Genomic DNA, 15,174 nt, shown 5'->3' with positions numbered 1-15,174 from the left:
TGGTTGATCATGTCAACAAGCCAGCAGCAATTTTGCCAAAACATCCAGCCTGGCGCTATTCTTTGCCGTTACCACCCTCCCGATATCTTTGAGGGCATTGAGGTTTGCCGGCTCGGCATTGTCGGGGTCAGCATTCCTGCGGCGGATCTCAGTCTGAATCCGAAGATACAGATGGGAATTCTCGGCCGAGGCGAAGATTTGTCTGAGTTGATAATCAACCGTTTCCGAGACGCTGGACATCATAACATCCACTAGAGGTCGCATCCATTGTACTGCCCCCCAGTTCCTGGCCCGTCCATATCTAAGAGGAGTCTTGACCGCGCCGGTCCCCAGGGAAAGCATCAGAATGTCTCTGGGATCACACTTTCTGGGCCCTCTCATGACCAATCCCTCTGCAAAAGCACACATGGCGGGATTATTGGCAAAAACCCCTCCATCGATCAGGGAATAGTGTACTCCCGCACCAGACTTGATACCGGCAACATCAAAATAGGTGGGGGCTGCAGAGGTGGCTCTGCTCACATCCCGCAGGAAAAAATCCCGGGCTGGTGTTCTGCGAGCAGCCTGTTGACTGAAGAAATAGGCATCTCGCCTTTCAATGTCATAGGAAGTGATCAGGCATGGTGTTACAAGGTCCCTGAGCCGCAGATCGTGAAACAGGCTTTTGAGTTCAGATTCGATCCCGTCTGCAGGGTACCTCTCGTTGATGACACCGCCCAGCGAATTGAATTTGTGCCACAGCGGGAGGTGGAAGATCTTGGCACCGGCTTCGAAATAGAATTGCAGGGCTTGCTCTGCACTGAAGCGGGGGCGTAATGGATCATCTGGCCGTGGACAGAGGTAAATGCATGTCAGAATGCCGCCGCTGCTGGTACCCGCTACCAGATCAAAACAATCCGCGATGGCAATATCGGGATTGCCCGACTCTTTCTTCAGCTTATCTTCCAATGACGCCAGAACTTGTGCCGGGATGATTCCTCTCACCCCACCTCCGTCGATGGCGAGAATTCGAAAGTATTTGGCCATATGACCTCCCTGTGATGTCGATATTTGCCGAAACTCTGTTGTATAAAGGTGCCGAAGGGGATATGTTCAGAAGGCAGTTTTGTGAACAGCATAGGACAGAGCACGCAGGAAGTCAATCAAGGCTCATTGATGTGCCTCATGTTTATGCTGCCCGGCTCAACAACCAGCCGATGGGATTTTATGTTCCAGACGTGATTGTCAGCGATGCCAAAAGGCACGGGATAACCACTCATTTGTCGGGGGCAGATGGAGATGCTAGAATCAAGATAAGCCCCCAGAAAAGGAGATGATTTGACACTCTCACCGCTCACCTTCAAAGTGAAGAGACTCCATCCGGAAGCCAAATTGCCCATTCGAGCCTCCAGGGGTGCGAGTGGTTATGATATTCATGCCTGTATCCCGGGGGATGGCTCCATTGTTCTGGGACGGCACCCTATGTTGGTCGGCACCGGAATTGCCATCGAGGTTCCCCAGGGCTATGATGTTCAGGTGCGTCCTCGATCCGGCCTTTCCTCTAAGGGAGTGGGGGTAACCTTTGGCACTGTCGATAGTGACTATCGAGGCGAAGTGAAGGTGACAATGTACACCTTTGGCGATACCCAATCCTTCCAGATCAGCAACGGAGACCGGATTGCCCAACTGGTGATCACCCAGCTCGCCGAGATGCCTTTAGCAGAAGTGGATGAGCTTTCTCAAACTCAGCGCGGATCCGGCGGACACGGATCGACCGGGAGGTAGATGTGGGACCGATTCTCATCGGCACCTGTTCATGGACCGACCCAACGCTTATCGAGGCCAAGAGGTTCTACCTGCCATCAGCGAAGACGGCAGAGGATCGGCTGGCAGAACACCCTGACGTATGAAAAGGCTATACACATAAGCAGCTTTCGGATGGTATGGCAGATGGTGATACCATGGGGTTGCTGATAAGGGAGGCAGATGAAACTAGTAGATAACCTGTATGCTTACGTTTGGCAGGGCAGTGATAATAACTGTAACAGCTACCTTCTCGCTGATGTCCTCAATGGAGGCAGACACCTGCTCATCGACCCCGGCCACATTACTACACCTTCTTATAGAGAGCCAGGGCTTGATATGTTGGCCAAGAATATGGAAGCGGATGGGCTATCCATGCAAGCGATCGGCCTGATAATTCTGACCCATGCCCATCCGGACCACTGTGAAGCAGCTAGGGTAATAAGGAAGCAGAATGGTGCGATGGTGGCTTTGCATCAGGCTGATGAACAGATGTACACAATGATCGCGCAGGAAAATATTGACCTCTATTTGCAGGAGGGGGACTTGGTGCTGACCGGCGAGAAGCCGGTTACACTAAAAGTCTATCATGTGCCTGGTCACTCTCCGGGGCACATTGCTCTTTATTGGCCGGAGCAAAAGGTACTTGTTGCAGGGGACGTCATCTTTTACCGAAGTACGGGAAGGGTAGATCTTCCTGGCGGTAGCCCCCGGGGCCTCAAACAGAGTATAGAGAGTTTGTCTGAGCTTAACATAGAATATCTGCTTTGCGGCCATCCCTATGGTCACCCCGGGATAATAAAGGGCTCAGAGCAAGTCCGGCAGAATTTTGACTTCATCAAGAGAAACATTTTCTAGGACGATAACGTGGAAAAAGATAGAATCAAGAGCGCACGGGAAATTGCAATGGAGAGGGTAGCCAAGATGTCCAGCCTGTCACCGGAGCAGGTGAAGCAACAGAAAGAACGGGAGTATGGGCCAAGAGGAGAAGCGATCGCCAGAAAATACCTTCAGGGTGCCGTGAGGGGAACAGACTTGCAGGCCGAGTTGGACAGGTATCCTTCCCAGGAAGCTCAGATAGTGAGGAGATCGCTGGTGTCAACTCTCTGTGAGTCAATCAATCTCGATGATATGGACAGGAATGTGAAAGCACTGGAGGGAATACGGACTATCCTAAAGATTCAGAACGACTTTAAGACAACAGAACGCGAGTTGGGGACTATTGCCGTCCAGTTCGCACAGGACGCGCGCCAAGAATATGAAATGTGCGAAAAGATGGGGATCGAGAGACTGAAGAACCTTGGTATTTCGGGTTCTGCCGCCAAGCCTAATGTGAAGGGAACGGATGATTGGCGACACCGAGATGAGAGAATCAGACAAGATTACGCCCCAAAGGTGGATCAGGTTAAGAAAACAATCGCCATCTATGTTGAGAGCCGTTTGGCTAACGAGGGAGAGTAATCATGGGAGATGACATACTCATCATCAGCAAAGAGCAAGTCCGCGCGTTGATCGATAGGATCGGGCAATCCCAGAAACTGGATGCCTGCCTGGAAGAAGTCCGCAGAATGCGCGATATCAAGTTGGCCCTCGCCTGGCGGGCGGATAGGGGGGTGGGTTCCTGAGGTAGCGGAAGTTGTGTCATCCGTGAGATGGCAATGTCCATTGAGGGAGAGATCGATCTGCTTCAAGCCGTGTTGAGGGCGCTTGAGGAGAAGGATACCGCCGGGGCTATCTCTCTCCTGGGGAAGTACGAACAGGTCGTGGAAGAGTCATTATTTGATGACTACTATCGTGGGGGACCAGACTAGAATGCCCCTTCGCTGGTCAATTGTTGGCTGCCATTGACTTAAAGCCTGCCCTGGCAGCCAATTCCGGAAATAAATCCCGGAAATCAGCCGCCCGGTAACGACGATGAAGAGGGTTCCTGTAAAGGGCCCTCTTTTTTGGCGTGGATGATCAGCCATACTGCGAGACTCCGGCACTTAGCACGGTCATCGCGAGCCCGGAGGCCACCAGTGATGTCCCACTTATGGGCATATTTCCTGATGCACTGTCCTCTGTCATGGATGGCTTTTGGGGCCTGTCATCGGGTTTGATCATCTCATTCATGCTGTCTTACTTGATACATATGATGCATTTTGTCAGGCAGATTATCGGGATAACCTCTTTCTGTTCTTAGATACGGCGAGCTGGGTATTGGTCAGACCGCCCTTTTCGTTCTTGATGATGGCAGCGGCACTTTTTTCCTTTTGCCAGGATTGATGACAAGATATGCAAGGTGCCGGATTGCTGGCGATGTTCAGTATGGGTGTCACGATCCCGTAAATAATCATAATTGAGATGAGAAGCAGGAACCCAAAAATTACTAAAGCTGGAAGTGAAAAGCCAAGTATCTTCAGTGCGACGGAGACCCCAATTAATATGACCCATCCGGATACGATGCACACGACGATGGCGAGGAGAATCGTCATGGCGAGGACGCAAGCAATGTGAGTGATCCGTGCTGTCTTGATCATCTGAAAACCTCCGTTTTTTAATGGTGACCCAGACGATAAGTTTTGGGGTAATGCGATAGGAGTGAAATTACCGGGATTGGGCGAGACTCACTGGAGACAAGCCAATATCGAGGACAAGGCAATCTTACACCGTGAGGTCACATCGGTCAAGAGTGGCTCTAAGCCATGATAAGCATCGGGGATCACATTTTGGCTTCTGGGATCCCCTGGGAGAATGGGCATATCGAGTATTTCAACAGAAAGTTGAAGGATGAACCGTTGAACAGAGAGATATTTGCCACCTTACATGAGGCATCGGTGCTGATAGGAAACCGGAGAAACGAGTATAATCAAATCAGGAGGCACACCTCTCTGAAATGTCGCCCACCTGGCCCTTTGGCCATCCGGCCTTGGTCGTCCAGTTCCAACTTTATCGCGGCACTACAATTGGGTGCACTTCACGGGGGTTCATCAGAACTTGATCGTAGTTTTTCTAACTTTAGAGGAGAGATCGGAGGCTATCGATGGCGAAAATGATCTACAGGACTGTGGAGATCATGCCTTTTGGAACAAACTGCTATCTTGTGGCATCAGAGCAAACCCGGGATGCTATGGTCATCGACCCGGCCAGTGACGGGGCAGGGATTATGAAGAATATCGGTGAGCTGGGCCTGCGGGTAGGCCTTGTTGTAGTTACCCACGCGCATCCGGATCACTATGGAGCGGCTAGGCCAATTGTGGAGTCCACTGGAGCCAGCTTCGCCATCCATAATAGCGATGTCGAACTACTCCAGATCTATGACTACAGCCGTCAATTCACAATGGATGACCCCGGTTCCCAAGCGCCACCGGTACCGGACCGAATACTCACAGACAACGATTCTCTGGTAATCGGGGACTTAACCTTTCGCGTACTGCATATTCCCGGCCACAGCGCAGGCGGCATTTGCATTGAGGGGCATGGAGTTGTATTCAGCGGGGATACGCTGTTCAATGGGAGCGTCGCTCGCACTGATTTCCCCGGCGGAGATCATAATCTGCTGATTTCCGGCATACGCAGCAAGCTGCTGGTTCTTCCCGATCAGACAGTGGTCTTGCCCGGACACGGCCCCAAAACCACCATCGGCCGGGAGAAAAGGGGGAATCCCTTCCTCAGGCGAACGGATAGAGCCGTTCCCTGAAATACACTAAAGAATACATGTCTGAAAATGTGAGGCAGAAATAGGAGAGTCAATATGGGAACATTAAGTTCGTATTCTTTTGAAGTCGGGCCGATAAGGCCGCCCAGCGAAGGCGGAAGCGATTCCCTGTTAATCAGATTAACCCGGAATTGCCCCTGGAGCAAGTGCAAGTTCTGCTACGGCTTACCCTACAATTACGAGAAGTTTCAGATGAGATCGGTGGAGGAGATCAAGAAGGACATCCAGTCGGCCAAAGCGATCGCTGATGAGATAAATCGTGTCTCGTGGCAGCTTGGCTATGCCGGAAAGATCAACAGCACGGTGGCAACAACCATCGTCAGAAGCAACCCGGAGATCAGGGAAAGTCATTGTTTTGAGATGGTACTCAACTGGCTCGTCTCCGGAGGACATACGGCATTCTTGCAGGATGCCGACTCACTGGTCATGAAAACCCCGGACATAGTAGAGGTTATCCGGCATCTGAAGGAGACCTTCCCAAGCCTGGAAAGAATCACCACCTATGCCAGGGCAAAAACCATTTACAGGAAAACCTTGGAGGAATTGAAAGAAATAAGAGCGGCAGGTTTGACAAGATTGCACGTTGGCCTGGAGAGCGGCGACGATGAAGTGTTGAAATACGTTGATAAAGGTGTGACCGCCGAGGAACATATTGCCGCCGGGAAGAAGGCCAAGGAGGCGGGATTTCAAATTTCAGCCTATGTCATGCCGGATTTGGGCGGACGGAAAATGTCGGATCAACATGCCAAAAACACGGCGCGAGTGCTTAGTGAAATCAACCCTGACTACATCAGATTAAGACCATTCATACCGGGCATTGGTACGCCGCTGGGGATCGAATATCAAAAGGGGAATTTCGATCTCTCTTCACCTCACGAACGCCTGCGGGAACTGAGGACGATGATAGGAGACTTGTATGTTACGTCTCGCGTATGCTTCGATCATTTTATGAACTCCTGGCGAACAGAATCGGGCGGAGTTTTGTTCAAGGCAGACTATGAAGGATATCAATTTCCCGAAGAGAAACCGCGGGTTCTGGAGTTGATCGAGGAAGGCTTGAACGTCAACGAAGCGCTACATATCAATGCCAAAGATCTTGCTGCAATGAGCCTTTAGGGTGGATTGTTGCATAGGGGAGGTTCAGCAGAGAAAAGACCGAAGCTGCATAGAATTGACCTGCCCCCACAATCCTATTCCCATTCACTGACCGGAATAAACTGAATCCCCGAAAAGGTAAGGCCCCCGGTTTTCTGATATACTTTATTCGTGGCAAAGGGGCCACCTTGATGAAGTCCTTCGCAAAGTCAAAATCCGACTGGGAGGAGCACCGAACACCCCATGAAGTACCGAATCAACCGGCAGCACTTCCGTTCCGTTTCCCTGGGCATCCTCGCCTTGAGCCTTCTGGTATCCTCAGCCTGCGGAGGGAGCGATGAGAAAACCGAAAAAGCCAAGCCCTCCGAATCCCCTTTGTACAATGAGAAGGCCTTGATCACAGACACCCAAGCGGTCACAACCGAGATTGTGACCGCCATCGAAGCTGGCGATACTGCGGCTCTTCTCTCCCGCATCGAAGAAAATGTCAGGCTTCAAATTGGAGAGGAGCTTGATCTTACGTCTCCACAGGTAAAGGAGTTGGCCCGGGCTCTGGCCGAGGCTAAGCCGGTGAAAGCCTACCCTGGAATCGTCTTCTACGAGACCGCCCTTGGCGGGGAAACGCTTTCGTTCTACATCATTGAGGAGGAAGGAACATGGAAACTCGGCGGCTTATAAGCGGTGCGCTCGTACTCCTCGTGGCGCTCCTTTTCTCCGGGATGATCCTTCCCAGAGAAGCCAAGGCTTGGGGAAACCAAGTGGCGCATCCCGAGATCAACCGGATTGCTATCGAACTCTTCGATCAGAGGAAAGCGGATATCCCCTTTCTGAAGAATGTCACCTTGGATGGTGAAAAAACTCAGGGCATTGCCTGGGATATCAGTGACGGCACCGACCTCTTCAATAAAACCCAGGCCAACACGCGAGAGAAACAACTCAAGGACTGGATCATTGACGGCGGCTTCTCCGCTGATGAACCCGAGGGTCCTATGGCACTGAGGCATTTCTATGATCCCACTCAAGGCACTACCCCCTGGCTCACCGATCAACGGTGGGTGACGGACGTACTCACCCGAACTCTGGGCACCATGGCGGTGAACCCCGAAATCAGCGCCCTCGATTGGGCCATGGATCGGGACCAGGGCTTGGGTGCCATGGAGGTCATCTATTCCCAGGAGTACTCATATCTCGATGCCAAGGCCTACTTCAAACAAGCACTGGCCGATAAACAGCCGGGCAACGAGCTTTACGGGAAGGCATGGCGCGCCCTCGGGGAGACGATGCACCTTCTGGCCGATATGGGAGTGCCGGCGCACGTGCGTAACGACGGCCACGCCTTGAGGGATGCCGATCCCCTCGAGAATGCCACCACGGCGACAGAGGTGAGGAACAACTACTCTACCAATTGGTCCACGGCGATCAATTATAACCAGAGCATCGCCGGACTCATGCGTGACTTTGCCTTGTACACCAATCGGAACTTCTTTTCCAAAGATACCGTTCCGCTGGCCGGAAAGACCACCAGCGCCAATGGCCAGGCCTCGTATGCCCTTCCCGACATGTCTGCGCTCACCGTGAGCAAGTCCGGCTATATCGAGAGCTATGTGGACGGCACGTACGTGCGGCAGGCACGGCAGGCGTTCTGGTATCGGATGGGGTTGTCCAGCACTCCTGCGTACACCATGGATAGCGTGGTCATCGCCGATCAACAACGGGCGCTTATCCCCACCTCGGTGAGGGCGGCAGAAGCAGTCATCGAGCGCTTTCTCCCTCGCTTCGAAGTCAAGGCTTCCGTCAAACCGGATACGTCTGCAGAGGGAAAGTACACCGTCTTGGGAAGCATTACCCTTCAACCGAATACGGAGTGGCCGGACAGGCTCGTGATCCGCAACGGCGCCTACGTAAGGATCGGGCAGAAAAAGACCATGGTAAAACTCTACTCCGACAACCTCAACGAATTCTCCACCACCGTCAGCGCCGCAGTAGGCGATGAGATAGTGGTGGGTTATGATCTCGGCGGATATGTCATCGAATCCGATCCGGTGGAAATTCAAGATATCCCTGCCCGCCAAAGCGTCTCTGCCACGTATGAACTCATGGGGCTCGAACTGCCCGGAAGGGTCTTCGGCACGGAGGACAATCCCATCTCGGCCAGCATCGGCGGGACGGTGAAAACGGCGCCTGGGCTGCAGTATGAGCGGGCGGAGTGGTATTCGTTCGTCTCGGGATGGCCTCCGGTGCTCAGATTCGTGTTCTCCATCCCCACCATCCGCCAACCGGACGGTAGCCTGAAGACGGAATACAATGATCTGGACGTGGTTGGCCTCGGGGTGACGCTCGGCGAACCCAAGGAGAAGAAGATAGAGAAGGACGAAGGCTCCTACCACATGACCTATGAGTTTCTCGGGTACACAGATGGCGAGGCGTTCAGTATGCCTCTCTCCACCACTGCAACGAGATACCCCTGGGGCAACGGTGGATCGATCTCAAATGTGCCGCACTTGACGTGGGCGCAAAAAGACACACCGATCAAGGAGTTCAGGGGGCCGTTCGAGGCTGGGGGGGGCTTCGCCACCAATTACCGCGTCAAGGTAACGACCAAAGACATGACAACCGGTGAGGAAACATCGGGCGTTCAAGAAGTGGGACAGGTGGTGGTCATCGCCCTGGTAACGCGGATCGTCGAGCCATAGAAGCCTCAAGCACTTGACACACTGTAGGGGCGGACACACATACGTCCGCCCCTACATAACAGAAACCAACGAGACCCGGATCCTCCCGCACTCACCCAGCAAGCCCCCATCATCACCCCACTGGCGGAACAAGGCTTTCTGCACCTGAAACAAGGAAGAGCTTCCTGGCCTGATAGGCTGGGATGTTTGGTAGTACCAACTTCAAGGATCGGTCCAAATGCCGGGCTGGCCTTCAAAGACTCCTACTTTTCCTGTATTTTTCGTGTCAATGTCAGTCCTTCCATGATTGACATTTTCTCTGATCACGTAATCTCTGACATAATTGAGAACCAACACAGAGACTCGGGTGGCTACAGGTGATCGCGGTCCCTTATTGGGCACAACGAGTGTCCTGGAACCTGCCAAGGCTGGTCTTAGACTAGAAATCGATCTTACCCTCCAGCTCGGTCTGTTGGCAGAAATAGGCGCTTGACAAGCCCTATACGGTATGCTACAGTTTAGCTCCCTAAAAGTTCGTTATAGATCATCCTCCTTCGGTGATATGATCCCGGGGGAAGATGTCCATTCGGCAGCCACTGCTTCAGCAAAACCTGTTCTGAGTTCGCCTGGAGGCTCCGAATAATCTCGAGGCCTCATTTAGCGCATATCACTTCCCTTGCCATTGGATCGGAATTACGCCATCGCAGATGCTTGCAGAATTCGAAGGGGGGTTTTGACATGGACAATATCTTGCGGATCAACATGGGAGCCAAAGGCGGTCCAAAAGCAACAGTTCAGCCTCTGGGGGTCTACGCAGGTATGGGTGGTCGTGGAATGACGTCAGCCATCGTTTCCAAGGAAGTTCCCCCGCTGTGTCATCCGCTGGGCGAAGACAATAAGCTGGTGATTGCTCCTGGACTCTTGTCCGGGTCGGGTGCATCCCAATCGGGAAGAATCTCTGTTGGATGCAAAAGCCCCCTCACCGGCGGTATCAAAGAGGCCAACTCAGGCGGGCAGGCGGCACAGGTTCTTGCTCGATTGGGCTATGCGGCCATTGTGCTGGAAGGAAAACCAAATGACGCATCCCAGTACAAGATCTTCATCAACAAGGACGGTGTGAAGATAGTCCGTGACGATAGCCTGAAAATGCTCGGCAATTATGACCTGATCGAAAAAATGAAAGCGGAATTCGGTAATAAGATCGCCTGTATTTCTATTGGCCCGGCTGGCGAGATGAAATTGGCAGCAGCCTCCATTGCCTTTACTGACCAGGATATCAGGCCCACCCGCCATGCAGGCAGAGGGGGTACAGGGGCAGTAATGGGAGCCAAAGGAGTCAAGGTTATCGTGCTCGATGATACCGGGATGAAACTGAGGCCCCCGGTAAATCTTGAGAAGTTCAAAGAGGCTAACAAGAGATTCGTGCAAGGGCTCAAGAAACACCCCGTTACCGGGCAAGGGCTTCCCGCCTATGGAACCGATATCCTGACGAACATTTTAAATGAAGCCGGAGCTTATCCCACTCACAATTTCTCCCGCGGACGGTTCGAAGGCGCTAGCAAGATCAGCGGCGAAGCTCTGGCGGAACTGGAGAAATCGCGGGGGGCCAACCCGACGCATGGATGTCACACTGGATGTGTGATTCAGTGCTCCGGAACCTTTTTTGACAAAAATGGCCGATTCCTCTCCAAACAGCCGGAATATGAGACAGTTTGGGCTCACGGCGGAAACTGCGGGATCGATGATCTTGACATCATTGCCCAATTGGACCGGCTCGACGACGATACAGGCCTGGATACGATCGAAACGGGGGCAACGATCGCCGTAGCCATGGAGGCGGGACTGGCCCAATTCGGCGATGGCAAGGCAGCTATCCAACTGGTAGAAGAGATAAGAAAAGGAACGCCGCTGGGTCGTGTCCTGGGAAGCGGCGACTCCATCACTGGCCATGTCTTTGGTGTTGAGAGGGTGCCGGTGGTTAAGGGGCAATCTATGCCTGCGTATGATCCGCGAGCCGTTCAGGGAGTCGGCGTCACTTATGCCACCAGTCCTATGGGAGCGGATCACACAGCGGGTTATGCAGTCACCGCCAATATCCTGAAGGTGGGAGGGAGCGTGAACCCGCTGCAACCCGAGGGGCAGATAGAGCTTTCGCGGAATCTCCAGATTGCCACAGCTGCTATCGATTCAACCGGGTATTGCCTGTTCATTGCGTTTGCCATACTCGATCAACCCGATACCTTCCAGGATATGCTGGATGTCATCAGCAGCTTTACCGGGCAGACCCTGACGGCATATGATGTAAGCAAGCTTGGCAAAACAATTCTGGGCTATGAAAGGGACTTCAACAAACGGGCCGGATTTACGCAACAGGACGACCGCCTTCCTGAGTTCTTCCGAAAAGAGCCGTTGCCGCCGCATCAGGTTACCTTCAACGTGACCGATGAACAGCTGGACCAGGTGTTTGACTGGTAAGTATTCGGATATAGATATCGAAAAAGCGCCTTTTTGCCCGTGGTGAGAATAGATACCCGGATTCGGGTTTCTCCTGCCTGAGGAGTCTCGAAGCTGTGTCCATCGGATGGGCGCAGAAGCGTTTTGGATATATGACAAACTCTCCAGCGGCTCGACTCACTTTGACTGTTGAACAGGCAATAGCATCGGTTTTCACACCCCTCCTGGGACTAGGCTTCCGAGTAGAAGGCCAACTGGGGTGCAGCATACGAGAACTGCTTTGCCGTCAATTCGGGCTGGCCGAAGATTACGTGGATCATCGAATCCAGACGGTGTTTCTGAACGGGAAAGCGGTCGATGATCTGGATACTGCCATCGTTACCCCGGGATGCACTCTGGCCCTCTCAGCAGCCTTACCAGGGCTCGTGGGAGCGACATTTCGCCGAAGCGGCCATTATTCCAGCATGCGAAGCAACCTGTCCCACAAAGATAATCCGGTATCTCCAGATTGCGTGACGGGGGACATCACGTTGAAGCTCTTTAATCTGACAGCAGCGGAAATAGGGCCGTTGTTTTTGCGCAGAGGGATACGTATTTCCCTGACCGCACTGAAGGAAGTGGTTTTTCTTTGGCCTGAAGCCTTCAGCAGATATGAGGCAATCGATGCGGACGGTCAGAGAATAAGTCTAAACGATCTTCTGTCATGGGATCCGGATGATGTGGAGATGATGCTTAGCGTGCGGATACTCAGCCCCAAAACTGCAGGCAAAACGGAATAGCCGAAAGTCTATCCTCCTCCAATGGGAGGGAAGATGCCGAGGCGGTCACCGTCTTCCAAAACAGTATCTGGCGGAATGTGGACGCCGTTTTTGAAGACCAGTCTGACTTCATCTATCGGGACTCCAAGCTGATCCAGAAGCTGCCGAACAGTGGTTCCAGAGAGGCAATCCACCATCCAAGAGCACCCACCGATTGTGCCGGGCTTGTAACGCGAGAGGGATGCAAACAAATTCACTTCGATCTTCGCTGTCATTGGCTTTAGCCTCTTAATCTCATTGTAGCATATCAATTGGTGGCTGCATAAAAGCCCTGAAAGGCTCATGACAAGCGTTTTGGCAAAGTCAGCAAGTTCAAGACTGGGGAAGCCTTAAGGTTGACCGATGATGATCTCATCCTACCTATTTTGCCCCCCCACTCGATCCATCTTCTCCCCTTTTGCTCAATTGCCTCCTTTCGGCTTGCCCCAACATTCTCATCAAGATTGGTATATAGAACAGGGTTAGATCACAGAAATGCCATTTTTGTCCCATAATGCGATACGGGCGCAAAGGTTTTTATTCTTGTCAGGATATACCTGTTCGAGCCGCCTCACTCTCCCGATCACTAAGCTAAATACGGGGCAATTTCGGGAAATATGCGTACACTTACGAATTGTTTGACTCCGTGGAAATGGGTAGCATCTAAATTGGATGGCAAGGACGCTCGAATGTGGCCCGGAAAGGTAGAGGGTGCTAAATTGATCTGGCGGCAGTATTCGAAAGCGAGCGACAACGCTACCATGAAGTAGAAAAAGGAGGTGCAAGATGGAGAGCCAAAATTTGAGATTCGATCAGAGCTTGTATGAAATAGCGGCAGCAATAAACTCCACTCGCAAGCCGGAAGAGGTGCTTGATACCCTGGTAGAGAGCGTGGCAAAAGCGCTGGGAGTGAGAGGTTGTTCTCTTATGCTTCTGACTCCCGATAAAAATGAGTTGCATCATACAGCAGCGTTTGGGCTCAGCGAGGAGTATGTGCAAAAAGGCCCTGTCGTGGTCGATAAGAGCATCTCTGAAGTCCTTAGCCTTGCGGGCAAGGTGGTCATCATTCGCGATGCCACAAGTGATGAGAGAGTCCAATATCGTCTGGAGGCGGAGCACGAGGGGATTGCCTGTATCCTTTCTGTCCCGATGATGCTCAGAGAAGACGTCATCGGGGTGATAAGAGTCTATGCTTCCGAGTCATGCCAGTTCAGCGACGATGACATCCAATTTGTAGGCGCTGTCGCCAATCTGGGAGCTATAGCCCTGGAAAACGCCAGTTTATACCAGTCGCTTAAGGGAGAACATAAATTAGTCACACAGCAGCTGTTGGAGTGGGAGAAGTCCATGGGCGTGTGGCCGGAAAGATTGCGAGGGCGGCGTTGATCTGGCCCCAGAAACCAAACCCCTGAATAGTGCTTTCTTTCTAGGCGATGCGTGTGTCTTTCCAGATGCCACCGATGTTTCTTATGGATAGCTAAAGGCCAGTTTCCGGGGTTTCGTCACTAGGTGAACCTGCAGTTCAATTCGAGGCAAGAGGAGGGACGGCCATGGTATGCGTGATCATTCAACGGAAAGTTAGGAAAGGTCGGGAGAGCGAGTTCTTCAAGGCGCTCTTCCATCTCCGTTCTCAGGCTATGCGGCATCCGGGGTATGTCTCCGCTGAAACCCTTTTGGGTCATGATAACCCTCTGCTCAATGTGGTCATCAGCACGTGGCACAGCGCTGAACAGTGGCAGGCCTGGTTCAACAGTGCGGAACGCGAAGCAGAACAGGCCAAGATAGAGCCCCTTCTGTCCTCACGAACCACCATATTCGTTTTGGACTTCATGGAGCATGAGTGAGGAATAGAGAAAACATGATCTGCTGCTCACAATGTCATCCGTGTCGCCCCAATGGGCGCGACTCCCCGCGATAAGAAAGAGGAATCCGGGCAGTCCGGAGATCCAAAAGGAGGTTGCCATGCCAACGAGAAGGCTCAAGGAGTTCCTGGATCAGAAGAAAGTCAGATACGTTGTCATCAGTCATCCCATGGCTTACAGTGCGCAGCAGATTGCGGCCTCTGCCCACATTCCCGGTAGGGAGTTGGCCAAAACCGTGATGGTCAAGATCGATGGCAAGATGGCCATGGCGGTCCTGCCCGCTTTTTGCCGGGTGGACTTCGATCGTTTGAGGGATGCTGCTGGAGCGAGGACAGTTCAGTTGGCGAGCGAACAAGAGTTCAAAGATTTGTTCCCCGGATGCATGGTCGGGGCCATGCCACCCTTCGGGAATTTGTACGGAATGGATGTATTTGTGGAAAAGAGCTTGGCTGAGGATGAAGAAATTGCGTTCAATGCCGGCGCCCACTCCGAACTCATTCGACTGGCATACAAGGACTTTCAAAGGCTGGCTGCGCCAAAGGTGGGGACGTTTTCAGCCAATTGAGCGCTGGACCTGAATTAGGGGATAGGGTGCATTCCCCGCGGCTTGCCGCGGGGAACTGGGATGCTCACCGCCTGACGGTGGGTGTAGGCTGCGATGATATCAATCGGTCTGCCCTTCGGGTTATTGGACGGATGAGTGATCCGCGGGCTTGCTGGGCGCCGTCGCCGAAAAGACCAAAGGTTGGGCTGGAGTTGGTTCGGGAGTTCAGATATGAATATGCCGCGGTAAGCCCTTGGGATGGCACCCTTGA

18 protein-coding genes and 2 pseudogenes are annotated in these 15,174 nt (G+C 52.7%); 17 read left to right on the top strand and 3 right to left on the bottom strand.

Features of this window, described 5'->3' with window-relative positions:
• Positions 1–12: 12 nt before the first annotated feature.
• Complete coding sequence (locus PHV74_05415; GenBank protein ID MDD5093802.1) at positions 13–1,026, bottom strand: patatin-like phospholipase family protein; 1,014 nt, start codon at positions 1,024–1,026, stop codon at positions 13–15.
• A 291-nt stretch (positions 1,027–1,317) separates the two neighbouring features.
• Between PHV74_05415 and dut the strand changes: the two genes are divergently transcribed.
• The 6 genes and pseudogenes from dut (at position 1,318) to PHV74_05385 (ending at position 3,593) form a co-directional block, all read left to right on the top strand.
• Positions 1,318–1,764 (top strand): dUTP diphosphatase, encoded by a 447-nt coding sequence (dut, locus tag PHV74_05410; GenBank protein MDD5093801.1) that lies wholly within the window; start codon positions 1,318–1,320, stop codon positions 1,762–1,764.
• Between the two features lie 2 nt (positions 1,765–1,766).
• Positions 1,767–1,868: pseudogene (locus tag PHV74_05405) on the top strand (DUF72 domain-containing protein).
• Positions 1,869–1,965: 97 nt separating this feature from the next.
• Positions 1,966–2,640: an MBL fold metallo-hydrolase gene (locus tag PHV74_05400; GenBank protein ID MDD5093800.1), complete on the top strand. Its 675-nt coding sequence runs from the start codon at positions 1,966–1,968 to the stop codon at positions 2,638–2,640.
• Positions 2,641–2,649: 9 nt separating this feature from the next.
• On the top strand, positions 2,650–3,243 hold the full coding sequence (locus PHV74_05395; protein ID MDD5093799.1) for a hypothetical protein: 594 nt from the start codon (positions 2,650–2,652) through the stop codon (positions 3,241–3,243).
• Positions 3,244–3,245: 2 nt separating this feature from the next.
• The gene (locus PHV74_05390; GenBank protein MDD5093798.1) at positions 3,246–3,407 is read left to right on the top strand and encodes a hypothetical protein; all 162 of its coding nucleotides are present in this window, start codon (positions 3,246–3,248) and stop codon (positions 3,405–3,407) included.
• A gap of 33 nt (positions 3,408–3,440) precedes the next feature.
• The gene (locus PHV74_05385; GenBank protein MDD5093797.1) at positions 3,441–3,593 is read left to right on the top strand and encodes a hypothetical protein; all 153 of its coding nucleotides are present in this window, start codon (positions 3,441–3,443) and stop codon (positions 3,591–3,593) included.
• A 342-nt stretch (positions 3,594–3,935) separates the two neighbouring features.
• Here PHV74_05385 and PHV74_05380 read toward each other — a convergent pair whose 3' ends face one another.
• On the bottom strand, positions 3,936–4,301 hold the full coding sequence (locus PHV74_05380) for a hypothetical protein (protein ID MDD5093796.1): 366 nt from the start codon (positions 4,299–4,301) through the stop codon (positions 3,936–3,938).
• Positions 4,302–4,490: 189 nt separating this feature from the next.
• Between PHV74_05380 and PHV74_05375 the strand changes: the two are divergent.
• From PHV74_05375 to PHV74_05345, 7 genes and pseudogenes are all read left to right on the top strand, one after another.
• A pseudogene (locus PHV74_05375) lies at positions 4,491–4,685 on the top strand (integrase core domain-containing protein).
• Between the two features lie 119 nt (positions 4,686–4,804).
• Positions 4,805–5,461, top strand: a complete 657-nt coding sequence (locus PHV74_05370) for an MBL fold metallo-hydrolase (GenBank protein MDD5093795.1) — start codon at positions 4,805–4,807, stop codon at positions 5,459–5,461.
• Between the two features lie 54 nt (positions 5,462–5,515).
• Positions 5,516–6,595 (top strand): radical SAM protein, encoded by a 1,080-nt coding sequence (locus PHV74_05365; protein ID MDD5093794.1) that lies wholly within the window; start codon positions 5,516–5,518, stop codon positions 6,593–6,595.
• Positions 6,596–6,817: 222 nt separating this feature from the next.
• Positions 6,818–7,252 carry a hypothetical protein gene (locus PHV74_05360; GenBank protein MDD5093793.1) on the top strand — a complete coding sequence of 145 codons (435 nt, stop codon included), beginning with the start codon at positions 6,818–6,820 and terminating at the stop codon, positions 7,250–7,252.
• Positions 7,231–9,267: a hypothetical protein gene (locus PHV74_05355; protein ID MDD5093792.1), complete on the top strand. Its 2,037-nt coding sequence runs from the start codon at positions 7,231–7,233 to the stop codon at positions 9,265–9,267. The genes PHV74_05360 and PHV74_05355 overlap by 22 nt, the downstream gene beginning before the upstream one ends.
• A 717-nt stretch (positions 9,268–9,984) precedes the next feature.
• Entirely contained in the window at positions 9,985–11,721 is a 1,737-nt protein-coding gene (locus tag PHV74_05350; protein ID MDD5093791.1) for an aldehyde ferredoxin oxidoreductase C-terminal domain-containing protein, read from the top strand.
• A gap of 95 nt (positions 11,722–11,816) precedes the next feature.
• Positions 11,817–12,479: a hypothetical protein gene (locus PHV74_05345; protein ID MDD5093790.1), complete on the top strand. Its 663-nt coding sequence runs from the start codon at positions 11,817–11,819 to the stop codon at positions 12,477–12,479.
• A gap of 8 nt (positions 12,480–12,487) precedes the next feature.
• Here the strand turns inward: PHV74_05345 and PHV74_05340 are convergent, their stop codons facing one another.
• A complete protein-coding gene (locus PHV74_05340; GenBank protein MDD5093789.1) occupies positions 12,488–12,733 on the bottom strand; it encodes a MoaD/ThiS family protein in 246 nt (81 codons plus the stop codon).
• Positions 12,734–13,283: 550 nt separating this feature from the next.
• Between PHV74_05340 and PHV74_05335 the strand changes: the two genes are divergently transcribed.
• The 4 genes from PHV74_05335 to PHV74_05320 all read left to right on the top strand — a co-directional run.
• A complete protein-coding gene (locus PHV74_05335) occupies positions 13,284–13,883 on the top strand; it encodes a GAF domain-containing protein (GenBank protein ID MDD5093788.1) in 600 nt (199 codons plus the stop codon).
• A gap of 164 nt (positions 13,884–14,047) precedes the next feature.
• A complete protein-coding gene (locus tag PHV74_05330; protein ID MDD5093787.1) occupies positions 14,048–14,341 on the top strand; it encodes an antibiotic biosynthesis monooxygenase in 294 nt (97 codons plus the stop codon).
• Positions 14,342–14,459: 118 nt separating this feature from the next.
• Positions 14,460–14,924 (top strand): YbaK/EbsC family protein, encoded by a 465-nt coding sequence (locus PHV74_05325; protein ID MDD5093786.1) that lies wholly within the window; start codon positions 14,460–14,462, stop codon positions 14,922–14,924.
• A 26-nt stretch (positions 14,925–14,950) separates the two neighbouring features.
• Positions 14,951–15,174 (top strand): hypothetical protein (locus PHV74_05320; GenBank protein ID MDD5093785.1); only part of this gene is annotated, 224 nt, incomplete at its 3' end.

Source organism: Dehalococcoidia bacterium (genome assembly GCA_028711995.1).
GTDB lineage: Bacteria > Chloroflexota > Dehalococcoidia > SZUA-161 > SpSt-899 > JAQTRE01.
Note: the sequence above shows the minus strand (reverse complement) of the source record. Positions and strands in the feature narration are given on the sequence as shown.

Coding starts and splice junctions, on each gene's coding strand:
- PHV74_05355 (MDD5093792.1), top strand. CDS start 7,231: ATGGAAACTCGGCGGCTTATAAGCGGTGCGCTCGTACTCCTCGTGGCG.
- PHV74_05325 (MDD5093786.1), top strand. CDS start 14,460: ATGCCAACGAGAAGGCTCAAGGAGTTCCTGGATCAGAAGAAAGTCAGA.
- PHV74_05335 (MDD5093788.1), top strand. CDS start 13,284: ATGGAGAGCCAAAATTTGAGATTCGATCAGAGCTTGTATGAAATAGCG.
- PHV74_05390 (MDD5093798.1), top strand. CDS start 3,246: ATGGGAGATGACATACTCATCATCAGCAAAGAGCAAGTCCGCGCGTTG.
- PHV74_05415 (MDD5093802.1), bottom strand. CDS start 1,026: ATGGCCAAATACTTTCGAATTCTCGCCATCGACGGAGGTGGGGTGAGA.
- PHV74_05365 (MDD5093794.1), top strand. CDS start 5,516: ATGGGAACATTAAGTTCGTATTCTTTTGAAGTCGGGCCGATAAGGCCG.
- PHV74_05380 (MDD5093796.1), bottom strand. CDS start 4,301: ATGATCAAGACAGCACGGATCACTCACATTGCTTGCGTCCTCGCCATG.
- PHV74_05340 (MDD5093789.1), bottom strand. CDS start 12,733: ATGACAGCGAAGATCGAAGTGAATTTGTTTGCATCCCTCTCGCGTTAC.
- PHV74_05385 (MDD5093797.1), top strand. CDS start 3,441: ATGTCCATTGAGGGAGAGATCGATCTGCTTCAAGCCGTGTTGAGGGCG.
- PHV74_05330 (MDD5093787.1), top strand. CDS start 14,048: ATGGTATGCGTGATCATTCAACGGAAAGTTAGGAAAGGTCGGGAGAGC.
- PHV74_05350 (MDD5093791.1), top strand. CDS start 9,985: ATGGACAATATCTTGCGGATCAACATGGGAGCCAAAGGCGGTCCAAAA.
- PHV74_05360 (MDD5093793.1), top strand. CDS start 6,818: ATGAAGTACCGAATCAACCGGCAGCACTTCCGTTCCGTTTCCCTGGGC.
- PHV74_05400 (MDD5093800.1), top strand. CDS start 1,966: ATGAAACTAGTAGATAACCTGTATGCTTACGTTTGGCAGGGCAGTGAT.
- PHV74_05370 (MDD5093795.1), top strand. CDS start 4,805: ATGGCGAAAATGATCTACAGGACTGTGGAGATCATGCCTTTTGGAACA.